Raw genomic sequence first — 25445 nt, forward strand, 5'->3', positions numbered from 1 at the left:
GGCCGGTGACGGCGACCACCGGGCAGCGCTCGTCCCGCCGCGCCGGCCGCGAGGAGCCACCACCGGCCGCACCCCGCGCCGAGGGCCCGCGCTTCCGCGCCCCGGCCTGGCTCGACGGCCCGATGACCAGCTCGCACCTGGTGCTGGGCTCGGCCGGCATGCTGCTGGCGATCGGCCTGGTCATGGTCTTCTCCGCCTCCTCGATCGAGGCGGCCAAGGCCGGCCAGCCGGCCTGGCTGCCCGGCGTCCGGCAGATCGCCTTCGCCGTCATCGGGCTGCTGGCCATGCTTGTGGCGATGCACCTGCCGGTCGGCCGCATCCGCCAGTTCTCCGGCTGGGGGCTGCTCGGCGTCGTCGGGCTGCTGCTGCTGGTCCTGGTCCCGGGGATCGGGCTCAAGCTGAACGGCTCCCGGGCCTGGTTCGACCTGGGCTTCACCAACTTCCAGCCCTCCGAGCTGGGCAAGCTGGTCTTCGCGCTCTGGGGCGCCCACGTCATCGCCCTGCGGGAGAAGTACCTGACCGTCCGGTCGCTGCTCGTGCCGGTGCTGCCGGTGTTCGGCGTGCTGTCGGTGCTCCTGCTGCTCGAGCCCGACATGGGTGCGGTGGTCAGCCTGGGGCTGGTGCTGGCCGGGCTGATGTGGGCCGGCGGGCTGTCCCGCCGCTACATCGCCGGTGCCGTCGCGCTCGCCGCCGTGGCCGTCGTCCTGATGGTCACGTTCGCGAGCTACCGGATGGCCCGGATCACCTCGTTCCTGGACCCCTTCGCCGATCCGGAGAACGGCGGCTACCAGGCGATCCGCGGGCTGTACGCGCTGGCCACCGGCGGGGTGTGGGGCGTCGGGCTGGGCAACAGCGCGATGAAGTGGAACCTCCTGCCGCACGCGGAGTCCGACTACATCTTCGCGATCATCGGCGAGGAGCTGGGCTTCCTGGGCTGCCTCGTGGTGGTCACCCTGTACGGCATCCTCGCCTGGGCCGGCTTCCGGATCGCCCGCCGGTCCACCGACCGCTTCGTCCAGCTGGCCAGCGTCGCCATCACCGTGTGGCTGGTCGGGCAGGCCGTGATCAACATGGGCTACGTGGTGGGCCTGCTGCCGGTCACCGGCGTGACCCTGCCGCTGATCTCCGCCGGCGGCACCTCGCTCGTCCTCACCCTCTTCGTCGTCGGGCTCCTGGTCCGCTTCGCCCGGGCCGAACCGGCCGCGATCGCCTTCCAGCGGGGCCAGCGCCGCGGTCGGCTCGCCCGGCTGCTGGCGCCGGTGCCCTCGGTGGCCGTCGACCCGGTGCCCTCCCGTCGGCGCCGGGAGACCCGGTCCGCCGGCCGCGCCGGCCCGCCGCCCTCGGCGCCCCGGCGCGGGAACGGCCGGACGGTCGCCCGGGTGACCGGTCACCCGCCGTCGTCCGCCACGGCCCGGGGACGTCGGCCCGAGGAGCCGGCGCCCACCCCGGACGCGCGCCGCAGCGGCGCGGAACGGCAGACTGTCGACCGCCGGCAGAACCCCGGTGACCGCCCGACCGTCCGCAGCCGGCCCTCGTCTGCTGCGGGGCCCGCCCTGCGCGAGGGGCTCCGCGACCGTCCCTGGTCCGGGGAGCCGCCCGCTGCCCGGGGCCGGCCCGTCCCGCGGTCCCGCCCCCCGAGAACCGAACGGCCAGGACGCCCGCAGTGACCTCTCCCCAGCCCGACCCCGGCGACGACGTCCCGGGCGCGCCCACGTCCGGTGCCGCACCGGTGCGCGTCGTCCTCGCCGGTGGCGGCACCGGCGGCCACATCGAGCCGATGCTCGCCCTCGCCGACGCCCTGACCCGCCGCACCGGTGCCGCGGATCCGGCGCCGCTGGTCACCTGCCTGGGCACCGCCCGCGGCATGGAGACCCGGCTGGTGCCGGCCCGCGGCTACGACCTGCGGCTCATCCCGCCGGTGCCGTTGCCGCGCAAGCCGACGCCGGACCTGCTGCGCGTCCCGGGCCGGCTCCACCGGGCCGTCGCCGAGACGCGGGAGCTGCTCACCGAGCTCGACGCGGACGTGGTCGTCGGCTTCGGCGGGGACGTGGCCCTGCCCGCCTACCTGGCCGCCCGCCGGGCCGGCGTCCCGATCGTGGTGCACGAGCAGAACGCGCTGCCGGGGCTGGCCAACCGGATCGGCGCCCGGCTCGCCGCCCGGGTCGCGGTCACCGTGCCGAGCACGCCGCTGCGCGGTGCCGAGCACGTCGGGATGCCGCTGCGGACGGCGATCAGCGGGCTGGACCGGGCCGCCCGGCGCGCCGAGGCGCGGGCCGAGTTCGGGCTGGACCCCGACCGCCCGACGCTGCTGGTGTTCGGGGGCTCGCAGGGCGCCGCGTCGTTGAACCGGGCCGCGGTCGCCGCGGCCGATGCGCTGACCGCCGCCGGGGTGCAGGTGCTGCACGCCCGGGGGCCGAAGAACACCGAGGTGTCGGTGCCCGCGCGGCCGGCCGGGGCGGCTCCCTACGTCGTCGTCGACTACCTGGAGCGGATGGACCTGGCCTACGCCGCGGCGGACCTGGCGCTGTGCCGCTCCGGTGCGGTCACCGTCGCCGAGCTCTCCGCGGTCGGGTTGCCGGCCGCGTTCGTGCCCCTGCCGATCGGCAACGGCGAGCAGCGGCTCAACGCGCTGCCCGTGGTCGAGGCCGGTGGCGCGGTGCTGGTCGCCGACGCCGACCTGTCGCCGGCCTGGATCGAGAGCGAGCTGGTCCCGTTGCTCACCGACCCGCAGGCGCTGTCGGCGCTCGCCGAGCACGCGGCCGCCGCGGGCACCCCCGACGCCGACGAGCGGCTGGCCGACCTCGTGCTGCAGGTCGCCGGCCGGGAGGTGGGCGACCGATGAGCGCCGACGACGTCGCCGCCTGGCGCGGCCCCATCCCGTCGCTGGCCGAGCTCGGGCCGGTGCACTTCATCGGCATCGGCGGCGCCGGGATGAGCGGCATCGCCCGGATCATGCTCGCCCGCGGCGTGCCGGTGTCCGGCAGTGACCGGCGGGACTCACCGGCGCTGCGCGCGCTGGACGCCCTCGGTGCGCGGATCGAGATCGGGCACGCCGCCGACCACCTGGGCGAGGCCACGACCGTGGTCGTCTCCACCGCGATCCGCGACGAGAACGCCGAGCTGGTGGCCGCACGGGGCCGCGGGCTGCGCGTGCTGCCGCGGGCGGTGGCGCTGGCGGCGGTGATGGCCGGCCGGCGCAGCGTCGCGGTGGCGGGCACCCACGGGAAGACCTCGACGACCTCGATGCTGACCGTCGCCGTCCAGGCCTGTGGCGTCGACCCCTCCTTCGCCATCGGCGGCACGCTGAACGAGTCCGGCTCCAACGCCCACGCCGGTCAGGGCGACGTCTTCCTCGCCGAGGCCGACGAGAGCGACCGGTCCTTCCTGCTGCTGGCCCCGCGCGGCGGCATCGTCACCAACGTCGAGGCCGACCACCTGGACAACTACGGCGACCTGGCCGCCGTCGAGGCGGCGTTCGACACCTTCGCCCGCACCGTGCCCGCCGACGGCTTCCTGGTGCTGTGTGCCGACGACCCGGGTGCCGCCCGGCTGGCCACGGTCGGCGCCGCCGCCCGGGTGCGCACCTACGGCCAGTCGGCCGGTGCGGACCTGCAGCTGCTCGACCTGGAGGTCGGCCCGGACGGCACCCGGTACACCGCCGTCCTCGACGGCCAGGAGATCGGCGCGGTGCGCATCCAGCTGCCCGGCGTGCACATGGCGCTCAACAGCGCCGCCGCGCTCCTCGCCGGCATCGAGCTGGAGCTCCCGGTCGCCGGGCTGGTCAACGGGCTCGGCCGGTTCGGCGGGGTGCACCGGCGCTTCGAGCTCAAGGGCACCGCCGCCGGGGTCCGCGTGTACGACGACTACGCCCACCACCCCACCGAGGTGGCCGCCCAGCTCCACGCCGCCCGCGCGGTGGTGGGGGAGGGGCGCCTGCTGGTGCTCTTCCAGCCGCACCTCTACAGCCGGACGGCGGAGTTCGCGACCGGCTTCGGCGAGGCCCTGGGCCTGGCCGACGAGGTCGTGGTCATGGAGGTCTACGGCGCCCGGGAGGACCCGGTGCCCGGGGTCACCGGTGCCCTGGTCGCCGACGCGGTGCCGCTGCCCGCCGGGCAGGTCGCCTTCGAGCCGTCCTGGTCGGCGGCCGCCGGCGCGATGGCCGCCCGGGCACGCCCGGGTGACCTGGTGGTGACCATGGGCGCCGGCGACGTGTCGATGGTCGGACCCGAGGTCCTGGTGGCGCTCGCGCCGCCGCCGGAGCTGTCGGACGCGGTGGAGGACGGGCCGGAGCCACCACGGTGAGCCGCACGGGGTCGACGACCCGCGACCGGTCCCGCAGACCGCGCCGCGGCGCCACCCCGGCGGGAGCCGCCGCGCCGGTCACCTCGCTGCGCGCCCGGCGCGGACGGTCCCGGCGCACCGGCACGCCCCGCCGCCGGCTGGTCGTGCTGGCGGTCGGGCTGGCCCTCGTGGTGGCGCTGGCGGCCTGGGTCCTGCTGGCCAGCCCGTTGCTGGCGGTGCGCACCGTGCGGGTCGACGGGGCGGTCGCGCTGTCGGACGCCCAGGTGGTCTCCGTCGCCGGGATCGAGGAGGGCACCCCGTTGGTGCGGGTGGACACCGAGGCGGCGGCCGCCCGGGTGGCGCAACTGCCCCAGGTCGACTCGGTGGAGGTGACCCGCGGCTGGCCGGGGACGGTCGTGGTCACGCTGGCGGAGCGGGTACCGGTCGCGGTCGTGCAGCAGGGCGGCACCCGAGGACTGGTCGACGCCCGGGGCGTCGTGTTCGACACGATCACCGGCGACGCCCCGCCCGGGGTCGTCCCGCTCGACGTGCGCGAGCCCGGCCCGGACGACGCGGCCACCACCGCCGCGCTGGGTGCCCTCGTCGCGTTGCCGGACGCCGTGCGCAGCCAGGTGACCGGGGTGTCCGCGCGCACCGCCGACGACGTCACGCTGACCCTGACCGACGGTCGGTCGGTGCGGTGGGGGAGTGCTGAGCGCACCGACCGCAAGGCCGAGGTGCTGGGTGCGCTGCTGGACCAGATCGACGAGGGGACCCTCGACCCGGCCGACACCCTCGACGTCAGCACCCCCGACGCGGTCGTCCTGCGCTGAGGACCGGTGCCCCGAGGGGTGACGCGGAGCGTCCGACACGCCCGGCCGGGAAAAAGGTCCGCGAGTCCTCCGTCTCGGGCGTGCCGACGGGGTCGGGAGATGTCTCGAGGTGAACTGGAGACGCTGACCAGGCGGGTCGTCACGTCTGGTGAGTGCCAAGTGACGGATGGGTCGGGAGATCCTCGTGAGAATCCGCCCGATGGACACGCCGAGCCGAGGAGGGTGCTTGCTGCCCCGGATGGGCGCACCTAACTTCGTCCTCACAGCGACTCAGTTGACATAACTATAAGGCTTAACCTAAGGATGAGGGTCCAGTTGGGGAGCGCGGCATGACACCTCCGCACAACTACCTAGCGGTCATCAAGGTCGTCGGCATCGGCGGCGGCGGGGTGAACGCGGTCAATCGCATGATCGAGGTCGGCCTCAAGGGGGTCGAGTTCATCGCGATCAACACCGATGCGCAGGCACTGTTGATGAGCGACGCCGACGTCAAGCTCGACGTCGGTCGTGAGCTCACCCGAGGTCTGGGTGCCGGCGCGCAGCCCGACGTCGGCCGGCAGGCCGCCGAGGACCACCGCGAGGAGATCGAAGAGGTGCTCAAGGGCGCCGACATGGTCTTCGTGACGGCCGGCGAGGGTGGCGGCACGGGCACCGGCGGTGCGCCCGTCGTCGCCTCCATCTCCCGCAAGCTCGGCGCCCTGACGATCGGTGTGGTCACCCGCCCGTTCTCCTTCGAGGGGAAGCGGCGGGCGGTCCAGGCCGAGACGGGCATCGAGGAGCTGCGCAACGAGTGCGACACGCTGATCGTGATCCCGAACGACCGGCTGCTGCAGCTGGGCGACCGGAACGTCAGCGTGATGGACGCCTTCCGCACCGCCGACCAGGTCCTGCTCTCCGGTGTGCAGGGCATCACCGACCTGATCACCACCCCCGGTCTGATCAACCTGGACTTCGCCGACGTCAAGTCGGTCATGTCCGGGGCAGGGTCGGCGCTGATGGGGATCGGCAGCGCCCGCGGCGACAACCGCGCGCTGCTGGCCGCCGAGCAGGCGATCGCCTCACCTCTGCTGGAGGCCTCGATGGAGGGCGCCCACGGCGTCCTGCTGTCGATCTCCGGTGGGTCGGACCTGGGTCTGTTCGAGATCAACGAGGCCGCCTCGCTGGTCTCCGACGCCGCGCACCCCGACGCCAACATCATCTTCGGTGCCGTCATCGACGACGCCCTCGGTGACGAGGTGCGGGTCACCGTGATCGCGGCCGGGTTCGACGGTGGCAAGCCCGGCACCCGCAAGGACGCCGGCAGCACGCCGTTGGCGACCTCGGCCCCGACCGCCCCGGCTGCTCCGGCCGCACCGGTCAGTGCTCCGCCGGCGGCCCGTCCGTCGGTGCCGGCACAGACCGGCGAGCGGCCGGCCAGCCAGGCTCCGGCCCAGGCTGCACCGCCGCAGGTCCCGGCGGCACCCGTGACCTCCTCGCCGTCGGCGCCGCGACCGGGACAGCCCGGCAGTGCGCCGCAGGGTGGCGGGATCACGGTGCCCCCGCTGCCGCCGATCGCCGGGCAGTCCGGCGGCACCCGCCGGCCGCTCGCGACCGACGACTTCGAGGAAGAGCTCGACATCCCCGAGTTCCTGCGCAGCCAGTGAGAGGACCCTCTTTCCCCCCACCCCTCGCAGGCTCGGGGCGGGACCCTGAAAGAGGGCCGTTCCAGCAGGTCGCCATGCTCGCAGCGGGACCCTGCACGGGGGCCGTTCCCATGGGATGTGTACGTGGTTGACAGCGCGGCCGCTCTGCCGGCGGTGCGACCCCGACGGGTCGTCACCGACCGGCGGGGCGGCCGTTCTGCTGCGCCGTACGACTCCTTCAACCTGGGTGTCCACGTCGGCGACGACCCCGACGCCGTGGCCGCCAACCGGGCCCGGCTGGCCGGCGAGCTCGGCGTGCCCGGCGACCGGCTGCTCTGGATGACCCAGGTGCACGGCACCGGCGTCGCGATCGTCGAAGACGCCGAGGAGAACCCGGTGGCCGACGTCGACGCACTGGTGACCGCCACCCCCGGGCTGGTGCTCTGCGTGCTGGTGGCCGACTGCGTGCCGGTGCTGCTGGCCGACCCCGTCGCCGGGGTGGTCGCCGCGGTGCACGCCGGCCGGGAGGGCGTGCGCGCCGGTGTCGTCCCGGCCACGCTGGCCGCGATGACCCGGCTGGGCTCCCGCCCCGGCGACGTGGAGGCGCTGCTGGGCCCGGCCGTCTGCGGCCTGGACTACGAGGTGCCGGCGCAGATGCAGGCCGACGTCGCCCGGGTCGCCCCGGCCAGTGCGGTCCGCACCCGGCGCGGCACGCCGGGGCTGGACCTGCGGGCCGGGCTGGCCGAGGTGCTCCGCCGAGCCGAGGTCGGGCAGGTCGTGCACGACCCACGCTGCACCGTCGAGGACCCCCGGCTGTTCAGCCACCGCCGCGACGGCGTGACCGGCCGCCAGGCGGGCGTCGTCTGGCTCGGTTGATCCGGCGGGACCCCGCTCTCCCCGTGTCCCGGGCCGGCACTGGACCGGGCCGGGACACGGGCCCGGCAGCACGTCCGGGTCCAGGGGGAGGATCAGGGCATGACGTCCCTCGCCGACAACCTGCGGGCCGTCCGCGCCCGGATCGACGACGCCGCCCGGGCGGCCGGCCGCGACCCGGCCGAGGTGCACCTGCTGGCGGTCAGCAAGACGTGGTCGGCCGAGGACGTCCGGGCCCTCGCCGCACTGGGGCAACGGCACTTCGCCGAGAACCGCGTGCAGGAGCTGGTCGGCAAGGCGGCGGCGCTGGCCGCCGACCCCACCGTCCCCGAGCTCCACTGGCACCTGGTCGGGCAGCTGCAACGGAACAAGGTCGGCCCGGTGGCCCGGCTCGGTGCCACGGTGCACTCGGTCGACCGGGCCTCGCTCGTGACGGCGCTGGCCCGGGCCGCCGAACGCGAGCAGCAGGTCCTGGACGTCTACGTCCAGGTCGACCTGGGCGGCCCGGAGGGCGAGCTCGGCAGTCGGGGTGGCGCCGCGCCGGCCGACGTCCCCGGCCTCGCCGATGCGATCGTCGCGGCGCCGGAGCTGCGCCTGCGCGGCCTGATGGCGGTGGCCCCGCGGGCCGAGGAGCCCGGCCCGGCGTTCGAGCGGTTGGCCCGGTTGTCCACCCGGGTGCGCGCCGATCATCCTGGTGCCTCGGAGACATCGGCAGGCATGAGCGGCGACCTGGAGGCTGCTGTGACAGCTGGGGCCACCGTGGTGCGTGTCGGTACCGCGTTGTTCGGCACCCGCCCCCTAACCTCCGACGCAGGGCAGTGACGCACCACCCGTACGCCCTGCCGAGTCACACCAGCACCACCTGAACCACCCAGCAACCTGTTGCAGCGCGGGGCGTCCAGCGCCGACGAGACCAGAGGGAGACGTCCGATGGCCGGAGCGATGCGGAGGATGGGGGTCTACCTCGGCCTCGTCGAGGACGACGACACCCGCGGTGGGTACGACCGCTACGCCGCACGTCAGAGCGACTACGACCGGGACGACCGTGGCTACGACCACGGGTACGACCGCTACGCCGCCGACGACGCCGACCCCGTGGCAGAGGAGTCCCGCTACGGCTACGGCAGCGGCTACGGCGGTGGCTACGACACCGAGTACGCCGGCGTGCGCCTCGCCGACGAGCCGGTCGAGGAGCGCGCCCCCGAGCCCGAGGTCTCGCTCGGGCGGCGTCCCGCCACCCCCCGGACGATCGGACTGGCGGGCACCCCGTCGAGCGGCAGCACCGCAGCGCGCCTCGCCGGTGGCGGCCTGTCCGCCGCCGGGAGCGTGGGCGCCGGCTCCTCGGGCCGCAGCCGGATCTCCTCCGGTGGGTCCGGAGCCGCGGCCGGTCTGGCCATGAGCGAGCCCGTGGCGCCGGTCCCCGAGCCCGCCCCGGCCCCGGCCCCGGCCCCCGCGCCGTCCCCGCAGAACTACCGCATCACCACGGTGCACCCGGCCTCCTACAACGAGGCCCGCACCATCGGCGAGCGCTTCCGGGACGGCATGCCGGTGATCATGAACCTGACCGACATGGAGCACGCCGACGCGAAGCGGCTCGTCGACTTCGCCATCGGTCTCACGTTCGGGCTGCACGGTAGTATCGAGCGAGTCACGGCCAAGGTCTTCCTGCTCAGTCCGCAGGACGTCGACGTGACGGCTGAGGACAAGGCCCGCATCCGTGAGGGCGGGTTCTTCAGCCAGTCCTGACCCCGAGCACCTCACGCCCCGGCGCGAGGTGCTCCCGAACGAGCGAGGACCGTGGCTCTCCTTCTGCAGATCGTCTCGTCGATCCTGCTCGTCTTCCTGATCCTCCTGTTCGCCCGGTTCGTCGTGGACTGGGTGATGGTGCTCGCCCGCAGCTGGCGCCCGCAGGGTCTGGTCGCTGCGGGGCTCGAGGTCGTCTACGCGGCGACCGACCCGCCGCTCAAGGCGGTGCGCAAGGTCATCCCGCCGTTGAACCTCGGGTCCATCCGGCTGGACCTGGGGTTTATGGTGCTGCTGATCGGCGTGATCCTCCTGCGCAGCATCTTGAGCAGCCTGGCCTACTCCATCGCATGATCCGTCGTACCGTGCCCGAGCGGGGTGTGGACCCGATGCGGTTCGCCGCCGATCTGGACCCGTTCCCGTTCCTCCCGCCCGACCTGAGGTGAGCCGCATGCCACTGACTCCCGCCGACGTGCACAACGTCGTCTTCAAGAAGCCGCCGATCGGCAAGCGCGGCTACGACGAGGACGAGGTCGATGCGTTCCTCGACGTGGTCGAGGCCGAGCTCGCCCGGCTCATCGAGGAGAACAACGACCTGCGCGGCTCCGGTGCCGGTGGCTCCGGTGCGCGGGAGGAGCGGCCCGAGCCGGCGCCGATGACCGTCGCGGCCCCGCCGCCCCCGCCGACCCAGACGCCCGCGGCGCAGGTGCGCGAGGACGACGCGATCCGTGCCTCCCGGATGCTGGCGCTCGCCACGGAGACGGCCGAGCGGCACGTCAACGAGGCCAAGGCCCAGGCCGACCAGATGGTGGGCACCGCCAAGAGCAGCAGCGACCGGATGATGTCCGAGGCGCGGGCGAAGAGCGAGCAGATGGTCGGTGAGGCCAAGAGCCGCGCCGACGCCATGCTGGGCGACGCCCGCACCCGTGCGGACACGATGGAGCGGGAGGCCCGCGCCAAGGCCACCGCCCTCGCCCAGGACGCCGAGCGCAAGCACGTGGAGGCGATGGGCTCCCTGGAGGAGAAGCGGGCCAGCCTCGAGCGCAAGGTCGACGAGCTGCGCACCTTCGAGCGGGAGTACCGCACCCGGCTGCGCTCCTACCTCGAGTCACACCTGCGTGACCTGGACAGCCGCGGCTCCGCCGAGCCGGCGTCCAACAGCCGGCAGACCCAGCACGTCAGCGCCTGACACACCACGCACAGCAGCACGAAGCCCCGCCGGACCTGGTCCGGCGGGGCTTCGTGCTGCTGTGGGCTCAGTTGGCTGCCGGTCCTCCGCGGCGCTGAGCAGGCCGGACGGGACGGGCCCCCGGGGCTGACCGGGGGCCCGTCCGACGTCAGCGCGCCGGGGTGATCCAGACCCGGGCGCCAGCCGGGCCCTCGAGGCCGTCGCCCTCCCCGGCCTGCTGGGCGTGCACGGCGGTGGCCAGCACCTCCGCGGCCAGCTGGGCGGCGTGCTCGGTGAGCGCCTGGGCGATCGCACCCTCGCCGGTCCACCGGAGCTCGATCCGGTCGCTGACCGCCAGCCCGCTGGACTTGCGGGCGTCCTGCACCAGCCGCACGACCTCGCGCACCAGCCCGGCCCGCTCCAGCTCCGGGGTCAGGGTCAGGTCGAGCGCGACGGTGAGCCCACCGGCCGAGGCCACCGTCCACCCCTCGCGCGGGGTCTCGGTCACCACCAGGTCGCCCTCGAGGAGCGGCACCTCCGCACCGTCGACCGGCACGGTCGCCGTCCCGGCCCGGTAGGCGGCGACCAGCTCGGCGGCGTCCGCGGCGGCGACAGCTGCGGCGACGGCCTGCACCTGCTTGCCCATCCGGCGGCCCACCGCCCGGAAGTCGACCTTCACCGAGACGTCGACCAGCGAGCCGTCGACGGCGGCGAGCTCGGTCAGCTCCGCGACGTTCAGCTCCTCGGCCACCTCGGCGACCAGGTCACGGGGCAGCTGCGCCCAGCCCGGTGCGGCGACGAGCGCCCGGGCCAGTGGCTGGCGGGTGCGGGCCTTGCCCGCCGTGCGGGCGGACCGGCCGAGCTCGACCAGCCGGCGGACCAGTGCCACCTGGGCCACCAGGGCGTCGTCCCGGGCGTCGGTGTCCACGGTCGGCCAGCTCGCCAGGTGCACCGAGTCCACGGCGTCCGCCGCCCCGGGCACCACGGCGTCACGCCACACCCGCTCGGTCACGAACGGGGTGAACGGCGCCATCAGCCGGGTCAGCCCGTCGAGCACCTCGTGCAGGGTGCCCAGCGCGGCCGGGTCGCCGTCCCAGAACCGGCGCCGGCTGCGCCGGACGTACCAGTTGGACAGGTCGTCGACGAACTCGGCGATCAGCCGCCCGGCGGTCTGGGTGTCGAACTGCTCCAGCGCGTCGGTGACGCCGGCGGTGACCGACGCCAGCTCGGCGAGCGCCCAGCGGTCCAGCAGCGGACGCTCGGCGCGCGGGGGAGCGGGGGCGACCACTGGGTCCCAGCCGTTGGTCTCGGCGTAGAGGGTGAAGAAGCTGGCGGTGTTCCAGTAGGTCAGCAGGACCTTGCGGACGACCTCGGACAGCGTCTCGTGGCCGACCCGGCGGGCCGACCAGGGCGAGCCACCGGCCAGCATGAACCAGCGGACGGCGTCGGCGCCGTGCCGGTCCATCAGCGGCATGGGCTCGAGGATGTTGCCCAGGTGCTTGCTCATCTTCCGGCCGTCCTCGGCCAGGATGTGGCCCAGGCACAGCACGTTCTCGTACGAGCTCTGCTCGAACACCAGCGTGCCGACCGCCATCAGCGTGTAGAACCAGCCGCGGGTCTGGTCGATCGCCTCGGCGATGAACTGCGCCGGGTAGGCGGCCTCGAACTCCGCCTTGTTCCGGTGCGGTGCACCCCACTGGGCGAACGGCATCGACCCGGAGTCGTACCAGGCGTCGATCACCTGCCGGACCCGGCGGTAGGTGCCCTCCTCACCGGGCACGGTGAAGGTCACCTCGTCGATGAACGGCCGGTGCGGGTCCAGGTCGGACAGGTCGCGGCCGGTGCGCTCGGACAGCTCGGCGAGCGACCCGATGACGACCATCCGGGCCGGGTCGGCGTCGTTGCGCCAGATCGGCAGGGGAGTGCCCCAGTACCGGTCACGGGACAGCGCCCAGTCGACGTTGTTGTTCAGCCAGTCGCCGTAGCGGCCCCACTGGATGTTCTCCGGGTGCCAGTTCGTCCGCTCGTTCTGCGCCAGCAGCTGGTCCTTGACCTGGCTGGTGCGGATGTACCAGGACGGCTGCGCGTAGTACATCAGCGGCGTGTGGCAGCGCCAGCAGTGCGGGTAGCTGTGCTCGTACCGCATCTCCCGGTACAGCACCCCTCGGTCCTGCAGGTCCTGCACCAGGGTCGGGTCGGCGGCCTTGAAGAAGTGGCCGCCGACCAGCGGCACGTCGGCGGTGAAGTGGCCGGTGGCGTCGATCGGGTTGACCACCGGCAGGCCGTAGGACCGGCAGACGGTGAAGTCGTCGGCGCCGAAGGCGGGGGACTGGTGGACCAGCCCGGTGCCGTCCTCGGTGGTGACGTACTCGGCCAGGACGACGAAGTGCGCGTCGCCCTCGGGGAAGTCGACCAGCTCGAACGGCCGCTGGTAGTGCACCCGCTCCCAGTTCCGACCGGCGGTGCGCGCCAGCACCTCCGCGCCCTCGCCGAGGGCGGCGGTCAGCAGCGGCTCGGCGACGACGAAGGTGCCGTCGACGGTGCGGGCCACCACGTAGGTGACGTCGGGGTGCACGGCGACCGCGGTGTTGGACGGGAGTGTCCACGGCGTCGTCGTCCAGATGAGCAGGTCGGCCCTGCCCGCCCACTCGCCGCTGGTGACCGGGAGCCGGACGTAGACCGAGGGGTCGGTCAGCGTCTCGTAGCCCTGGGCCACCTCGTGGTCGCTCAGGCCGGTGCCGCAGCGCGGGCAGTACGGGGCGACCCGGTGGTCCTCCACGAGCAGCCCCTTGTCGAACACCTGCTGCAGGGACCACCAGACGCTCTCGATGTAGCTGGCGTCCATGGTCCGGTAGGCCGTCGACATGTCGACCCAGTAGCCCATCCGGCTGGTCAGCTCGGCGAAGGCGCCGACGTGCCGCTCCACCGACTCCCGGCAGCGGGCGTTGAACTCGGCGATGCCGTAGCGCTCGATGTCCGGCTTGCCGGCGAAGCCGAGCTCCTGCTCCACCGCGATCTCCACCGGCAGGCCGTGGCAGTCCCAGCCCGCACGCCGGGGGACGGAGTACCCCTGCATCGTCTTGAACCGGGGGAAGACGTCCTTGAACGCCCGCGCCTCGATGTGGTGGGTGCCGGGGCGGCCGTTGGCCGTCGGCGGGCCCTCGTAGAAGACCCACTGCGGCCGGTCGGCGGAGCCTTCCAGCGATCGGGCGAAGACCTTGTCGGCCTCCCACTGCTCGAGGACCTCGTGTTCGAGGGCCGGCAGGTCGACCTGCGGGGGGAGGGCCTGGAACGGGCCGGAGGGAGCACTCACGCCGTCCATCATCCCCGACCCCGCCACCCCCCTCGCGCAGCCGCCGGTCCGCGGCGCGCACGGCCCCGGGACGCCGTACGGGAGACTGCCCCCATGGGGGCCCGCCGATGAACACCACCATCACCGTCGCGCTCGCCCTCGGCGCACTGGTGGTGCTGGTCGCGGCGGTGGCCTTGCGGCTCGCCGACCGGCTCGGTCTCCCCTCCCTGCTGATCTACCTGGCACTGGGGATGGCCATCGGGGAGAGCGGACTGGGCGTGCAGTTCGACGACGTCCAGCTCACCCAGACGCTCGGGGTGGCCGCGCTGGTGGTGATCCTCGCCGAGGGGGGGTTGACCACCCGCTGGTCCGACCTCCGCCGCGCCATCGGCCCCGGGCTGACCCTGGCGACCGTGGGTGTGGCCGTCAGCATCACCGTCACCGCGGCGGTGACCGTGTGGCTCCTGGGCTACACCTGGGGCTTCGCCATCCTGCTGGCTGCGGTGATCAGCTCGACCGACGCCGCGGCCGTCTTCGCGACCCTGCGCAGGCTCCCGCTGCCCCGCCGGCTGGCCGCCTCGCTGGAGGCGGAGAGCGGGCTGAACGACGCCCCGGTCATCCTGCTCGTCCTGGTCCTGTCCGAACAGCTGACCGGCGGGACGACGGACGTCTGGTACCTCGTGCTCGCCCGAGTGCTCCTCGAGCTCGTCGGCGGCTCGGTGATCGGGCTGGCCATCGGCTTCAGCGGTTCCTTGCTGCTGCGCCGGGCCGCGCTCCCGCTGGCCGGCTTCTACCCCCTGGCGATGATGGCGCTGTGCGTGCTGGCCTACTCCAGCGCCACGCTCGCGCAGACCTCGGGGATCGTGGCCGTCTACCTCTGCGGCCTGGTGCTCGGCAACGCACCGCTGCCGCACCGGGCAGCGAGCATCGGCTTCGCGGAGGGGCTCGCGTCCCTCGCGCAGATCGGCCTGTTCGTGCTGCTCGGGCTGCTGGTCTCCCCGTCCCGGCTCCCCGACGCCCTGCTCCCCGCCCTGCTCGTGGGCGGCGCGCTGCTGCTGGTCGCCCGGCCCCTGTCGGTCCTGCTCAGCCTGGTCTGGTTCCGGATCCCGGTCACCCAGCAGCTGTTCATCTCCTGGGCCGGACTCCGCGGTGCGGTGCCCATCGTGCTCGCGACCTTCCCGGTCGCCGCCCAGGTGCCGGGAGCCGGACGCATCTTCGACACGGTGTTCGTGCTCGTCGTCGTCTTCACGCTCATCCAGGGCTGGTCGCTGCCCTGGGTCGCCCGGCTGCTGCGGATCGCCACCCCGGTCACACCACGGGACATCGACGTCGAGTCCGCCCCGCTCGACGAGCTCGGTGCGGAGCTGATGCAGCTGCGGGTGCCCGAGACGTCCCGGCTGCACGGCGTCTACCTGCCCGAGCTCCGGCTGCCGGAGGACGCCGCGGTGGTCCTCGTCGTCCGCGACGGCAAGCCGTTCGTCCCCGACCGGTCCACCCGGCTGATGCACGGCGACCAGGCGCTGCTGGTGTCCGCGCGCGGCTCCCGCCAGGAGGCCGAGCGCCGGCTGCGCGCGGTCAGCCGGGCCGGCCGGCTGGCCACCTGGCGCGGCGAGAGCGGCCAGCCCAGCGAGAGTGATTGAGCTGCTGGATCTGTCGGCCTCCGGCCGACACCGCGGCCAGGAGCCGTTCCCGGTTAGCGGTCCTCCGGACCGCGAGGACCCGCTTCGGGTTGCGGTCGAGTGCCCCGGTCGGGAGCCCTCCGGGCCCCGCGACCGGGGCGCTCAGCCCTGGAGTTCGAGCGTCTTCGTCGTGTCGGCGCGGACCTCGGCCATCAGGGCCGGGTCCTGGGACAGCTTGTGACCGTAGGAGGGGATGGCCTCCTGCAGCAGCGGACGCCAGGTGTCCATCCGCTCCGGGAAGCAGCGCTCCAGCAGCGTGAGCATCGCCGAGGTGGCGGTGGAGGCGCCCGGGGAGGCGCCGAGCAGACCGGCGATCGAGCCCTCGGCCCCCACGATCAGCTCGGTGCCGAACTGCAGCACCCCGCGGCCGGTCGTCGGGTCCTGCTTGATGACCTGCACCCGCTGGCCGGCGGTGATGAGCTCCCAGTCGTCCTGCTCGGCGGTCGGCACGAACTCCTCCAGCGCGCGGAACCGCGCGCTGGTCGACTGCAGGACCTGGCCGACCAGGTACTTGGTGAGCGGGATGTTGGCGATCCCGGCGCCGAGCATGGAGCCCAGGTTGCCGCTGCGCACCGACTTCGGCAGGTCCCACATCGACCCGGCCTTGAGGAACTTGGGGGAGAAGCCCGCGTAGGGCCCGAACAGCAGGGCCTGCTCGCCGTCGATCAGCCGCAGGTCCAGGTGCGGCACCGACATCGGCGGCGCGCCGACCTTCGCCTGGCCGTAGACCTTGGCCTGGTGCTGACCGACCAGCTCCGGGGAGCGGGTGCGCAGGAACTGACCGCTGACCGGGAACCCGCCGAAACCGCGGATCTCCGGGATGCCGGAGCCCTGCAGCAGCGGCAGCGCCCCGCCGCCGGCCCCGACGAAGAGGAAGCGGGTGCGCACGGTGCGGCTGCGGCCCGAGCCGGAGCGGACGGTGACCGCCCAGCGCCCGTCGGACTCCCGCCGCACCTTGCGGACCCGGGTGGAGGTGTGCAGCTCGACGCCGCGGCTGACGGCGGTGTCCAGCAGCAGCCGGGTCAGCGCCCCGAAGTTGACGTCGGTGCCGGCCAGCGACCGGGTCGCGGCGGCGACCTCCCCGGCCGGTCGGCCGGCCATCATCAGCGGCACCCACGAGGCGAGCACGTCGCGGTCGTCGGTGTGCTCCATCTCGGCGAACAGCGGCTCGGTGGCCAGCGCGTCGTACCGGGTGCGCATGTACTGCCGCCCGGCCTCACCGGTGACGAAGCTGACGTGCGGCACCGAGGTGATGAACCGCTTCGGGGAGTCGGTCAGGCCGGAGCGCACCAGGTGCGACCAGAACTGCCGGGACACCTGGAACTGCTCGTTGATGCCGACGGCCTTGGCGGTGTCGACGTGCCCGTCGGGTGCGGCGGGGGTGTAGTTCAGCTCGCACAGGGCCGAGTGGCCGGTGCCGGCGTTGTTCCACGCGTCGGAGCTCTCACCGGCGACCTGGTCGGCGGACTCGAAGACCGCGACGGTCCAGTCCGGCGCCACGACGCCCAGGAGCGCGGAGAGCGTCGCGCTCATGATGCCGCCGCCGACGAGGACTACGTCGGGGTTCGAGGAACCATCCGTGGTCAAGATCTGCCTCCGTGACTGAGTGCGTACCGGCCCATCGTCGTCCGCGTCGGCGGACGACACGTCCGGAACCCGGGCGTCCCCCCGAAGTGAGGGGATGAGATGCATCACAGGCGCACCCGTCCCAGGGTCCTCCGCGTCGCCTCCGCGCGCAGCGCCGGCCCGGATGACGCGTCGGGCCGACCGGCGCCGATCCTGCCCCTCGGCGCGGGCGCCCGGGACCGGGGGCACCGCCGCGGTCTGCCGGAGCGGGCCCGGCCGGCCGCTATCGTCGTCGCTGACGTGGTCACCGGGGCCGCCAGCGGGGAGGACGGCGATGTCCGAGCAGCCCGACTCCTCGACCGGCGCGACCCCGGCGGCAGCCACCGGGCCGCGTGGGCGTTCCCGGGCCCGCCTGCTGCTGGTCCTGGCCACCGTCGTCCTGGCGCTGGACCTGGCCACCAAGCTCGTCGTCGTGGCCACGCTGTCCGACCGGGAGCCGCTGCGGTTGCTCGGTGGGGCGCTGTACCTCACCGAGGCGCGCAACACCGGTGCGGCGTTCTCCTTCGCCGAGGGCGCCACGGTGGTGTTCAGCCTGATCGCGCTGGCCGTGGTCGTGGTGATCGTGCGCAGCGCGCGGCGGATGTACTCGACCGCGTGGGCGGTGACCCTGGGCCTGGTGCTGGGCGGTGCCCTGGGCAACCTGATCGACCGGGTGTTCCGTGACCCGGGTTTCCTGCAGGGCGGCGTCGTCGACTTCATCTCGGTGTTCGACCCCTACGGCCGGGTGTTCCCGATCTTCAACATCGCCGACTCGGCGATCGTCTGCGGCGGCGTGCTGGGTGTGCTGCTCGCCTTCCGGGGCATCGAGTTCGACGGCAGTCGCAGCAGCGACCGGCCGGACGCCGTCACCGGCTGAGCGCAGGTCGGCCCGGCGGCGGCCGGGCAGGGTGCCCCACCCGTCACAATGGTGCGGTGACCAGCAGTCCCGGCCAGGCGTCCTCCTCCGCCGGCGGGCGACCCGGTGAGCACCGGTCGCTGCCCGTGCCCGACGGGCTCGAGGGCCAGCGGGTCGACCAGGCCCTGGTGCGCCTCTTCGGGGTCACCCGCGCCGTCGCCGCCGACCTGGCCGACGGAGGTGCCGTGGTCGTCGACGGGCGCGCCCGGGGCAAGGGTGACCGGCTGACCGCCGGCAGCTGGCTGGAGGTGGAGCTGCCGCCGCCGCCGGGTGAGCCTGCCGCGCCGGCGCCGGTCTCGGGGCTCCGGGTCGTCCACGACGACGACGACGTCGTGGTCATCGACAAGCCGGTCGGGGTGGCCGCGCACGGCAGCCCCGGCTGGACCGGGCCCACGGTCACCGGCGGACTGGCCGCGGCGGGCTACCGGATCTCCACCAGCGGTGCGGCCGAGCGGCAGGGCATCGTGCACCGTCTGGACGCCGCGACCACCGGCCTCATGGTCGTGGCGAAGAGCGAGCGGGCGTACACCCTGCTCAAGGCGGCGTTCAAGGAACGGACCGTCGACAAGGGCTACCAGGCCCTGGTGCAGGGGCACCCCGATCCGTCGAAGGGCACGATCGACGCCCCGATCGACCGGCACCCCAAGCACGACTGGCGGTTCGCGGTGGTGACCGGCGGCCGCCCCTCGGTCACCCACTACGAGGTGGCGGAGGCGTTCCCGGCGGCCAGCCTCGTCGACGTCCACCTGGAGACCGGGCGCACCCACCAGATCCGCGTCCACTTCTCCGCCCTGCGCCACCCGTGCGTCGGCGACATGACCTACGGCGCCGACCCGACCCTGGCCGCCCGGCTCGGCATGGAGCGGCAGTGGCTGCACGCGGTGCGGCTCGGGTTCGCCCACCCGGCCGACGGGCGCTGGGTCGAGTTCAGCAGCGACCACCCGGCCGACCTGGCCGGCGCCCTGGCGATCCTGCGCGCCGAGAACTGAGGCGTCCGACCGGTGTCCGGAGCCCCCGACCTCCCTGCTGCGCTCGCCGACTTCGGCGCCGCGCAGCTGGCGGCGGTGATCATCGCCGTCTACCTGGTCGTGGGGGAGCCGTTCGTCGGGTACGTGCTGCACCGGCGGTTCGAGGGCCGGCTGCGCACCGACCCGGCCGCGCGCCGCTCCTTCTACCGCCGGCTGCTGGTGCTCGAGTGGGGCCTGGCGCTGGTCGCCCTCGTGGTCTGGCTCGCCGCTCCGGAGGTGAGCGCGGCCGAGGTGGGCCTGCGCTGGCCGACGGGCTGGCCCGGGGTTGGCACCTGGCTGGCCGTCGTCGTGCTCGGGCTGCTCGTCCTGCTGACCACCCGGGCGCTGCGCGGCGGCGCCGTGGCCGGGCCGCCGCCGGAGACGCTGCGCCGCACCCGCCCCGGCGAGGCCCGGCACGCCGAGCCCCCGGGGCACTCGACGCTCGCCCTGCTTCCCCGCAGCCGCTCCGAGCGTCGGCTGTTCGCCCTGGTCGGCGTCACCGCGGGGGTGTGCGAGGAGTGGCTCTACCGCGGCTTCTTCCTCGCCGTGGTGGCCGCGCTGGCCCCGGGGCTGCCGGCGTTGGTGCTGGTCCTGGTGGCCGCGCTCGCGTTCGGCGTGGCGCACGCGTACCAGGGGCTGGCCGGGGTGGTGACCACCGGCGTCCTCGGGGGCGTGCTGGCCGGGGTCTACCTGGACACCGGGTCGCTGCTGCTGCCGGTGCTGCTGCACGCCGCGATCGACCTGCGGTTCCTCTTCGTGCCCTCCTCCGCGCTGCCGGCCGCCGCCCGCTGAGACCCCGGAGCGGCCGTGACGGAGTGGTCCGGATCGCCGAGACACGTTCTGTCGGACCCTCGGCGTAGACCTCCGGAGGTGCGAGGATCGACAGCACCGGTCCCCGTTCGACAGCACCACCGAGCGACACCGCTGAACGGCCTTCCCCGCCGGTCATGAGAACGACCACGTCGGTCCTGGCTGCCCTGCCTGGCCGGGCCGACGCGACCCGTGAGGAGCACCCCGCACCGTGAGCAGCACCCCGTCCTCAGAGAACTTCGTGCACCTGCACGTGCACACCGAGTACTCGATGCTCGACGGGGCCGCCAAGCTCGGTGAGGTCACCAAGGCCGCGGCCGACGAGGGCATGCCGGCGCTGGCGATGACCGACCACGGCAACGTCTTCGGCGCCTACGACTTCTACAAGACCGCCAAGGCCGCCGGCGTGAAGCCGATCATCGGCATGGAGGGCTACTACACGCCCGGTTCGCGCTTCGACCGCGCCCCGTTCGACTTCGGCGACAAGCTGATCGACGAGGAGGGCGACGGCGGGTCCAACCGCGGCAAGGCCGCCTACACGCACATGACCCTGCTGGCCAAGACCACCGAGGGGATGCACAACCTGTTCCGGCTCTCCTCGCTGGCCAGCCTGGAGGGGCAGTACCGCAAGCCCCGCTTCGACCGTGACCTGCTGGAGAAGTACGGCAAGGGCCTCATCGCGACCACCGGGTGCCCCTCCGGCGAGGTCAACATGTGGCTGCGTGCGGGCAAGGTCGACCGCGCCCGGCAGGCCGCCGCCGACTTCCAGGACATCTTCGGGCGGGAGAACTTCTACGCCGAGATCATGGACCACGGCCTGTCGATCGAGAAGAAGACCAAGCCCGCCCTGCTGGAGATCGCCAAGGAGCTCGGCATCCCGCTGCTGGGCACCAACGACCTGCACTACACCCACCGCGAGGACGCCGCCGCCCACGATGCCCTGCTGTGCATCCAGACCGGCTCACGGCTCAACGAGCCCAACCGCTTCAAGTTCAACGGCGACGGCTACTACCTGAAGTCGGCCGCGGAGATGCGCGCGCTGTTCTCCGAGCACCCCGAGGCCTGCGACAACACCCTGCTGATCGCCGAGCAGTGCGAGGTGACCTTCACCGAGGGCGCCGACCTGATGCCCAGGTTCCCGCTGCCCGAGGGCGAGGACGAGACCTCCTGGTTCATCAAGGAGGTCGAGGCCGGGCTGCACAAGCGCTACCCCGCCGGCATCCCCGACCACGTGCGCAAGCAGGCCGACTACGAGGTCGGGATCATCACCCAGATGGGCTTCCCGGGGTACTTCCTCGTGGTCGCCGACTTCATCAACTGGGCCAAGGACAACGGCATCCGGGTCGGCCCGGGCCGCGGCTCGGCCGCTGGGTCGATGGCCGCCTTCGCCATGGGCATCACCGACCTCGACCCGCTGCAGCACGGGCTGATCTTCGAGCGGTTCCTCAACCCCGAGCGCGTCTCCATGCCCGACGTCGACATCGACTTCGACGACCGCCGCCGCGGTGAGGTGATCCGCTACGTCTCGGAGAAGTACGGCGAGGAGCGGGTCAGCCAGATCGTCACCTACGGCACGATCAAGGCCAAGGCCGCGATCAAGGACGCCGCCCGGGTGCTCGACCGGCCCTACTCGGTGGGCGATGAGCTGACCAAGCTGATGCCCCCCGGCGTCATGGGCAAGGACATCCCGCTGTCGGGGATCTTCGACCCCAAGCACGAGCGCTACAAGGAGGCCGGGGAGTTCCGGGCCCGCTACGAGTCCGACCCGGGCGCGGCCGAGGTCATCGACCAGGCCCGCAAGCTCGAGGGGCTGAAGCGGCAGTGGGGCGTGCACGCCGCCGGCGTCATCATCGGCCGGTACCCGCTGATCGACAGCGTGCCGATCATGCGCCGCGAGGCCGACGGCGCGGTGATCACGCAGTTCGACTACCCGACCTGCGAGACCCTCGGCCTGCTCAAGATGGACTTCCTGGGCCTGCGCAACCTGACCGTGATCGACGACGCGCTGCGCAACATCGTCATCAACGGCAAGGACCCGGTCGACCTCGACGAGATCAGCAAGGACCTCACCGACAAGAAGACCTATGAGCTGCTCGGGCGCGGCGACACCCTGGGGGTCTTCCAGTTCGACGGTGGCCCGATGCGGTCGCTGCTGCGGCTGATGCGCCCGGACAACTTCGAGGACATCTCCGCCGTCGGCGCGCTTTACCGGCCCGGCCCGATGGGCGCGAACTCGCACACCAACTACGCGCTGCGCAAGAACGGCCAGCAGGAGATCACCCCGATCCACCCGGAGCTGGCCGAGCCGCTCGAGGAGATCCTGGGTCAGACCTACGGCCTGATCGTGTACCAGGAGCAGGTCATGGCGATCGCGCAGAAGGTCGCCGGGTACTCCCTCGGCAAGGCCGACCTGCTCCGCCGCGCGATGGGCAAGAAGAAGAAGTCGGTGCTGGACGCCGAGTACGTCGGCTTCGAGGCCGGCATGAAGGCCAACGGCTTCTCCGCCGCCGCGGTCAAGACGCTCTGGGACATCCTGGTCCCGTTCGCCGACTACGCGTTCAACAAGGCGCACTCGGCGGCCTACGGGCTGGTCTCGTACTGGACCGCCTACCTCAAGGCCAACTACCCGGCCGAGTACATGGCCGGGTTGCTCACCAGCGTGGGCGACGACAAGGACCGCCGACCGGTGTACCTGGCCGAGTGCCGCCGGATGGGCATCAAGGTGCTCCCGCCGGACGTCAACGAGTCCTCCTGGGACTTCACCGCCGTCGGCACCGACATCCGCTTCGGCATGGCCTCGGTGCGCAACGTCGGGCACAACGTCGTCGACTCGATCGTGCGGGCGCGCGAGGAGAAGGGCGCGTTCAAGGACTTCGCCGACTTCATGCGCAAGATCGACACGGTGGCCTGCAACAAGAAGGTCATCGAGTCCCTGGCCAAGGCCGGGGCCTTCGACTCCATGGGCCACTCCCGGCAGGGCATCGCGGCGATCCACGCCAACGCCGTCGACCAGGCGATGGGTGTGAAGCGCAAGGAGGCCGAGGGGCAGTTCGACCTCTTCGGCAGCTTCGGCGAGACCGCCGACGACCCGTTCGGCTCCTCGCTGGACATCGCGATCCCCACCGCCGACTGGTCGAAGTCGGAGAAGCTGGTGTTCGAGCGGGACATGCTCGGCCTCTACGTCTCCGACCACCCGCTGCACGGGGTGGAGCACGTGCTCACCTCGCACGCCGACACCGCGCTGGCCGAGATCATCTCCGGCGGGGTCGAGGACGGCGCGAACGTCACGATCGCCGGCATCCTCACCGCGGTCGGCCCGCGTACGAACAAGCAGGGCGCCCCGTGGGCCATCGCCACCATCGAGGACCTCGAGGCCGGGCTGGAGGTGCTGTTCTTCCCCAAGACGTGGGAGCAGGTCCAGGACAAGGTGGTCCGGGACCAGATCGTGGTGGTCAAGGGCCGGATCAACCGCCGGGACGACACCCCCTCGCTGTTCGCCTCCGAGGTGTACGTCCCCGAGGTCACCGACGGCCCCCGCGGGCCGGTACTGGTCTCGATGCCGGCGTCCCGCTGCACGCCACCGGTGGTGGAGCGTCTCCGCGAGGTGCTGGGCAGCCACCCGGGCACCACCGAGGTACAGCTCAAGCTGCTCAACGGCGGCCGCGAGACGGTCCTGCGGCTGGACCAGGGGCTACGGGTCCAGCCCAGCACCGCGCTGATGGGCGACATCAAGGCACTGCTGGGTCCGACCAGCGTCGCCCTCCTGTGAAGGGGCACCCCGTCCTCCTCGGGACGGGGCCGGCGGTGGGCCCCCGCACGGGTGCGCTGGGTCGGGCCGCGGGAGCGCGCACAGCCGGGCCAGCGACACTGGACCGGTGACCGATCCCCGCACCGCCGGGCCGGTACCGGGTGCGCCGGCCGGTCCCGGCGCCCCGCCGGCGTCCCGGCAGGCGCCACCCCCACCGGGCTGGGCGCCCCGGCAGCCGGCGAGCCGGGCCGGGTGGGGGCCCGGTCTGCGCGGCGGTCGCGCCGACCTGCGGGCCGGGCTGGTCACCGTCCTGGCGTTGACGGTCGCCGGCCTGGGGGCCGGTGCCCTGTGGGCCTGGCTCGCCCCGCGGGTCGACTACCGGGTCACCGAGGGCCAGCTCGTGCCGGTGGTCGGGGTGCCGAGCGCCGAGGTGTTCATGGCCGACGACGGCGTGTACGTCCTCGTGCTGGCCGGGCTGGGGCTCGTGGCCGGCGTCCTGGTGTGGCTGGTGCGCAGCCGCCGTGGGGTGCCCGCGCTGGTCGGCCTGGCCACCGGGATGGTCGGTGCTGGTGTCGTCGCCTGGCAGCTGGGGGAGTGGCTGGGGGCCGGGCCCACCGAGGCGGAGCTGACCGAGGTCGGGGCGACGGTCACCACCGGCGTCGACCTGGGCGCGACCGCGGCGCTGGCCGTCGGCCCCTTCGTCGCCGTCCTCACCTACCTGGTGGCCACCGCGCTCACGCCGGACGACGACCTCGGCCGCCCCGACGACGGTGCCCCGCGACCGGAGCACCAGCTGCCGCTCCGCCCGCCGCTCCCGCCGGTGCCACCGGCAGCTCCCCGCCGCCTCTGAGGTCCCCTTGCAGGGTCCCGCCGCGAGCCTGCGAGCGGCGGGGGCAAGGGGGTCCTTCTTCAGTTGGGGGTCAGTGGAGTGGCGAACTGGCGCAGCGGCACCGGGACCGCCCCGAGGGTCCGCAGCAGGGTGAGCTCCCGGCGCAGCATCCGGGACTCCATGGCCAGGCGGCGGCGCGTCGCGGACTCGGCCAGCAGCGCCTGCCGGTCCTCGGTGGTCAGCAGGGCCACCGAGGCCACCAGGTAGGACAGCCCCCGCGCGTCGTCACTGACCTCGCGCAGCAGGGCCGCGGTGTCGGCGATCCCGGCCGGGGCGGCGTCGTCCTCGGGCACCAGGTCGTCGGAGGTCAGTGCGTCCAGCACCTCGTCCGGGAGCCCGTCGCCGCCGCCCTGGCGGATGGCGACGTCGGCGACGTACCGGGCGAACAGGTCGCGGACGTTCCCGGCCAACAGCTCCAGCGAGCCGCGGGCCACCTCGGTCACGACGTCGTCGGGCTCCAGCCCGGGGGCGGTGTCCACGCCGATCAGCCCCTCGGCGTCCCCAGCGGCCTCCTCGGCCGCCTCCTCCTCGTCGAGCCACTCGACGACCGCGCGCAGGTACGTCGGCGGGGCGCCGGCGCCGGCGTCGGTCTCCCCGCCGCCGGCGGGCACCGCGTGCTCGTCCAGGTCGGCGGGCGCCAGGACCTCGAGCAGCCGGAAGCGCTCATCGCCGACGGCCACCACCTGGTACCCACCGTCGGACTGGGGTGCGACGACGCGCAGCGCCGCGGTGCAGCCCACGTCGAACAGGGCCTCGGCAGGCGAGACGCGGTCCACCTCCCAGCCCTGGCGGATCGCCACGACCCCGAACCGGCGCGGTGTCCCCTCCGGGAGCGCGGAGAGGTCGGCGACGAGCTGGCGGTACCGGGGCTCGAAGATCTGCAGCGGCAGGACCACGCCGGGGAAGAGCGGGGTCTCCAGGGGGAACAGCGGGATGACCTCCCGGCCTGCGGTCCCGTCCTCGCCCACGCCGGGAGCCT

General features: G+C 73.6%; 19 protein-coding genes. 16 read left to right on the forward strand and 3 right to left on the reverse strand.

Annotation, left to right across the window (positions count from 1 at the left end):
- The first annotated feature begins 5 nt into the window (after nt 1–5).
- From ftsW to wag31, 10 genes are all read left to right on the forward strand, one after another.
- On the forward strand, nt 6–1667 hold the full coding sequence (ftsW, locus tag IN07_RS22080; protein ID WP_036340716.1) for a putative lipid II flippase FtsW: 1662 nt from the start codon (nt 6–8) through the stop codon (nt 1665–1667).
- Nucleotides 1664–2842, forward strand: a complete 1179-nt coding sequence (murG, locus tag IN07_RS22085; RefSeq protein ID WP_231558532.1) for an undecaprenyldiphospho-muramoylpentapeptide beta-N-acetylglucosaminyltransferase — start codon at nt 1664–1666, stop codon at nt 2840–2842. Before ftsW ends, murG begins: the two co-directional genes overlap by 4 nt.
- Entirely contained in the window at nt 2839–4302 is a 1464-nt protein-coding gene (gene murC / locus IN07_RS22090; protein ID WP_036340719.1) for a UDP-N-acetylmuramate--L-alanine ligase, read from the forward strand. Before murG ends, murC begins: the two co-directional genes overlap by 4 nt.
- Nucleotides 4299–5114: a cell division protein FtsQ/DivIB gene (locus IN07_RS22095; protein WP_052091632.1), complete on the forward strand. Its 816-nt coding sequence runs from the start codon at nt 4299–4301 to the stop codon at nt 5112–5114. Before murC ends, IN07_RS22095 begins: the two co-directional genes overlap by 4 nt.
- 329 nt (nt 5115–5443) lie before the next feature.
- Complete coding sequence (ftsZ, locus tag IN07_RS22100) at nt 5444–6757, forward strand: cell division protein FtsZ (protein WP_036340723.1); 1314 nt, start codon at nt 5444–5446, stop codon at nt 6755–6757.
- A 123-nt stretch (nt 6758–6880) separates the two neighbouring features.
- Nucleotides 6881–7612, forward strand: coding sequence for a peptidoglycan editing factor PgeF (gene pgeF / locus IN07_RS22105; protein ID WP_197058604.1), 732 nt, complete (start codon nt 6881–6883; stop codon nt 7610–7612).
- Between the two features lie 99 nt (nt 7613–7711).
- Nucleotides 7712–8431 (forward strand): YggS family pyridoxal phosphate-dependent enzyme, encoded by a 720-nt coding sequence (locus tag IN07_RS22110; protein ID WP_036340728.1) that lies wholly within the window; start codon nt 7712–7714, stop codon nt 8429–8431.
- Nucleotides 8432–8539: 108 nt separating this feature from the next.
- Nucleotides 8540–9355 carry a cell division protein SepF gene (locus IN07_RS26800; protein WP_036340732.1) on the forward strand — a complete coding sequence of 272 codons (816 nt, stop codon included), beginning with the start codon at nt 8540–8542 and terminating at the stop codon, nt 9353–9355.
- A 51-nt stretch (nt 9356–9406) separates the two neighbouring features.
- Nucleotides 9407–9706: a YggT family protein gene (locus IN07_RS22120; RefSeq protein WP_036340735.1), complete on the forward strand. Its 300-nt coding sequence runs from the start codon at nt 9407–9409 to the stop codon at nt 9704–9706.
- 97 nt (nt 9707–9803) lie between these two features.
- Nucleotides 9804–10541: a DivIVA-like cell division protein Wag31 gene (gene wag31, locus IN07_RS22125; protein ID WP_036340738.1), complete on the forward strand. Its 738-nt coding sequence runs from the start codon at nt 9804–9806 to the stop codon at nt 10539–10541.
- Nucleotides 10542–10689: 148 nt separating this feature from the next.
- On the opposite strand, the gene ileS is transcribed toward wag31, so the two are convergent.
- Nucleotides 10690–13833 (reverse strand): isoleucine--tRNA ligase, encoded by a 3144-nt coding sequence (ileS, locus tag IN07_RS22130; protein WP_036340864.1) that lies wholly within the window; start codon nt 13831–13833, stop codon nt 10690–10692.
- Between the two features lie 107 nt (nt 13834–13940).
- Here ileS and IN07_RS22135 point away from each other — a divergent pair, with 107 nt between their 5' ends.
- Nucleotides 13941–15452 (forward strand): potassium/proton antiporter, encoded by a 1512-nt coding sequence (locus tag IN07_RS22135; protein WP_036340740.1) that lies wholly within the window; start codon nt 13941–13943, stop codon nt 15450–15452.
- 141 nt (nt 15453–15593) lie between these two features.
- Here the strand turns inward: IN07_RS22135 and mqo are convergent, their stop codons facing one another.
- Nucleotides 15594–17078 (reverse strand): malate dehydrogenase (quinone), encoded by a 1485-nt coding sequence (gene mqo, locus IN07_RS22140; protein WP_036340742.1) that lies wholly within the window; start codon nt 17076–17078, stop codon nt 15594–15596.
- A gap of 313 nt (nt 17079–17391) precedes the next feature.
- Between mqo and lspA the strand changes: the two genes are divergently transcribed.
- The 5 genes from lspA to IN07_RS24290 all read left to right on the forward strand — a co-directional run bounded on the left by lspA (nt 17392) and on the right by IN07_RS24290 (nt 24427).
- Nucleotides 17392–17973, forward strand: a complete 582-nt coding sequence (gene lspA / locus IN07_RS22145) for a signal peptidase II (protein ID WP_052091634.1) — start codon at nt 17392–17394, stop codon at nt 17971–17973.
- Between the two features lie 56 nt (nt 17974–18029).
- On the forward strand, nt 18030–19001 hold the full coding sequence (locus IN07_RS22150) for an RluA family pseudouridine synthase (protein ID WP_197058605.1): 972 nt from the start codon (nt 18030–18032) through the stop codon (nt 18999–19001).
- 12 nt (nt 19002–19013) lie between these two features.
- Complete coding sequence (locus IN07_RS22155; protein ID WP_036340745.1) at nt 19014–19811, forward strand: CPBP family intramembrane glutamic endopeptidase; 798 nt, start codon at nt 19014–19016, stop codon at nt 19809–19811.
- 229 nt (nt 19812–20040) lie between these two features.
- Nucleotides 20041–23598: a DNA polymerase III subunit alpha gene (gene dnaE / locus IN07_RS22160; protein ID WP_231558533.1), complete on the forward strand. Its 3558-nt coding sequence runs from the start codon at nt 20041–20043 to the stop codon at nt 23596–23598.
- 106 nt (nt 23599–23704) lie between these two features.
- Nucleotides 23705–24427, forward strand: coding sequence for a DUF2567 domain-containing protein (locus IN07_RS24290; protein WP_052091635.1), 723 nt, complete (start codon nt 23705–23707; stop codon nt 24425–24427).
- A gap of 59 nt (nt 24428–24486) precedes the next feature.
- On the opposite strand, the gene IN07_RS22170 is transcribed toward IN07_RS24290, so the two are convergent.
- Nucleotides 24487–25434, reverse strand: coding sequence for an LON peptidase substrate-binding domain-containing protein (locus IN07_RS22170; RefSeq protein WP_052091636.1), 948 nt, complete (start codon nt 25432–25434; stop codon nt 24487–24489).
- Nucleotides 25435–25445 lie beyond the last annotated feature (11 nt).

This window comes from Modestobacter caceresii, from assembly GCF_000761485.1.
GTDB classification, from domain to species: Bacteria; Actinomycetota; Actinomycetes; order Mycobacteriales; family Geodermatophilaceae; genus Modestobacter; species Modestobacter caceresii.

Coding starts and splice junctions, on each gene's coding strand:
- IN07_RS26800 (WP_036340732.1), top strand. CDS start 8,540: ATGGCCGGAGCGATGCGGAGGATGGGGGTCTACCTCGGCCTCGTCGAG.
- lspA (WP_052091634.1), top strand. CDS start 17,392: ATGTCCGAGCAGCCCGACTCCTCGACCGGCGCGACCCCGGCGGCAGCC.
- IN07_RS22135 (WP_036340740.1), top strand. CDS start 13,941: ATGAACACCACCATCACCGTCGCGCTCGCCCTCGGCGCACTGGTGGTG.
- murC (WP_036340719.1), top strand. CDS start 2,839: ATGAGCGCCGACGACGTCGCCGCCTGGCGCGGCCCCATCCCGTCGCTG.
- IN07_RS22110 (WP_036340728.1), top strand. CDS start 7,712: ATGACGTCCCTCGCCGACAACCTGCGGGCCGTCCGCGCCCGGATCGAC.
- wag31 (WP_036340738.1), top strand. CDS start 9,804: ATGCCACTGACTCCCGCCGACGTGCACAACGTCGTCTTCAAGAAGCCG.
- ftsZ (WP_036340723.1), top strand. CDS start 5,444: ATGACACCTCCGCACAACTACCTAGCGGTCATCAAGGTCGTCGGCATC.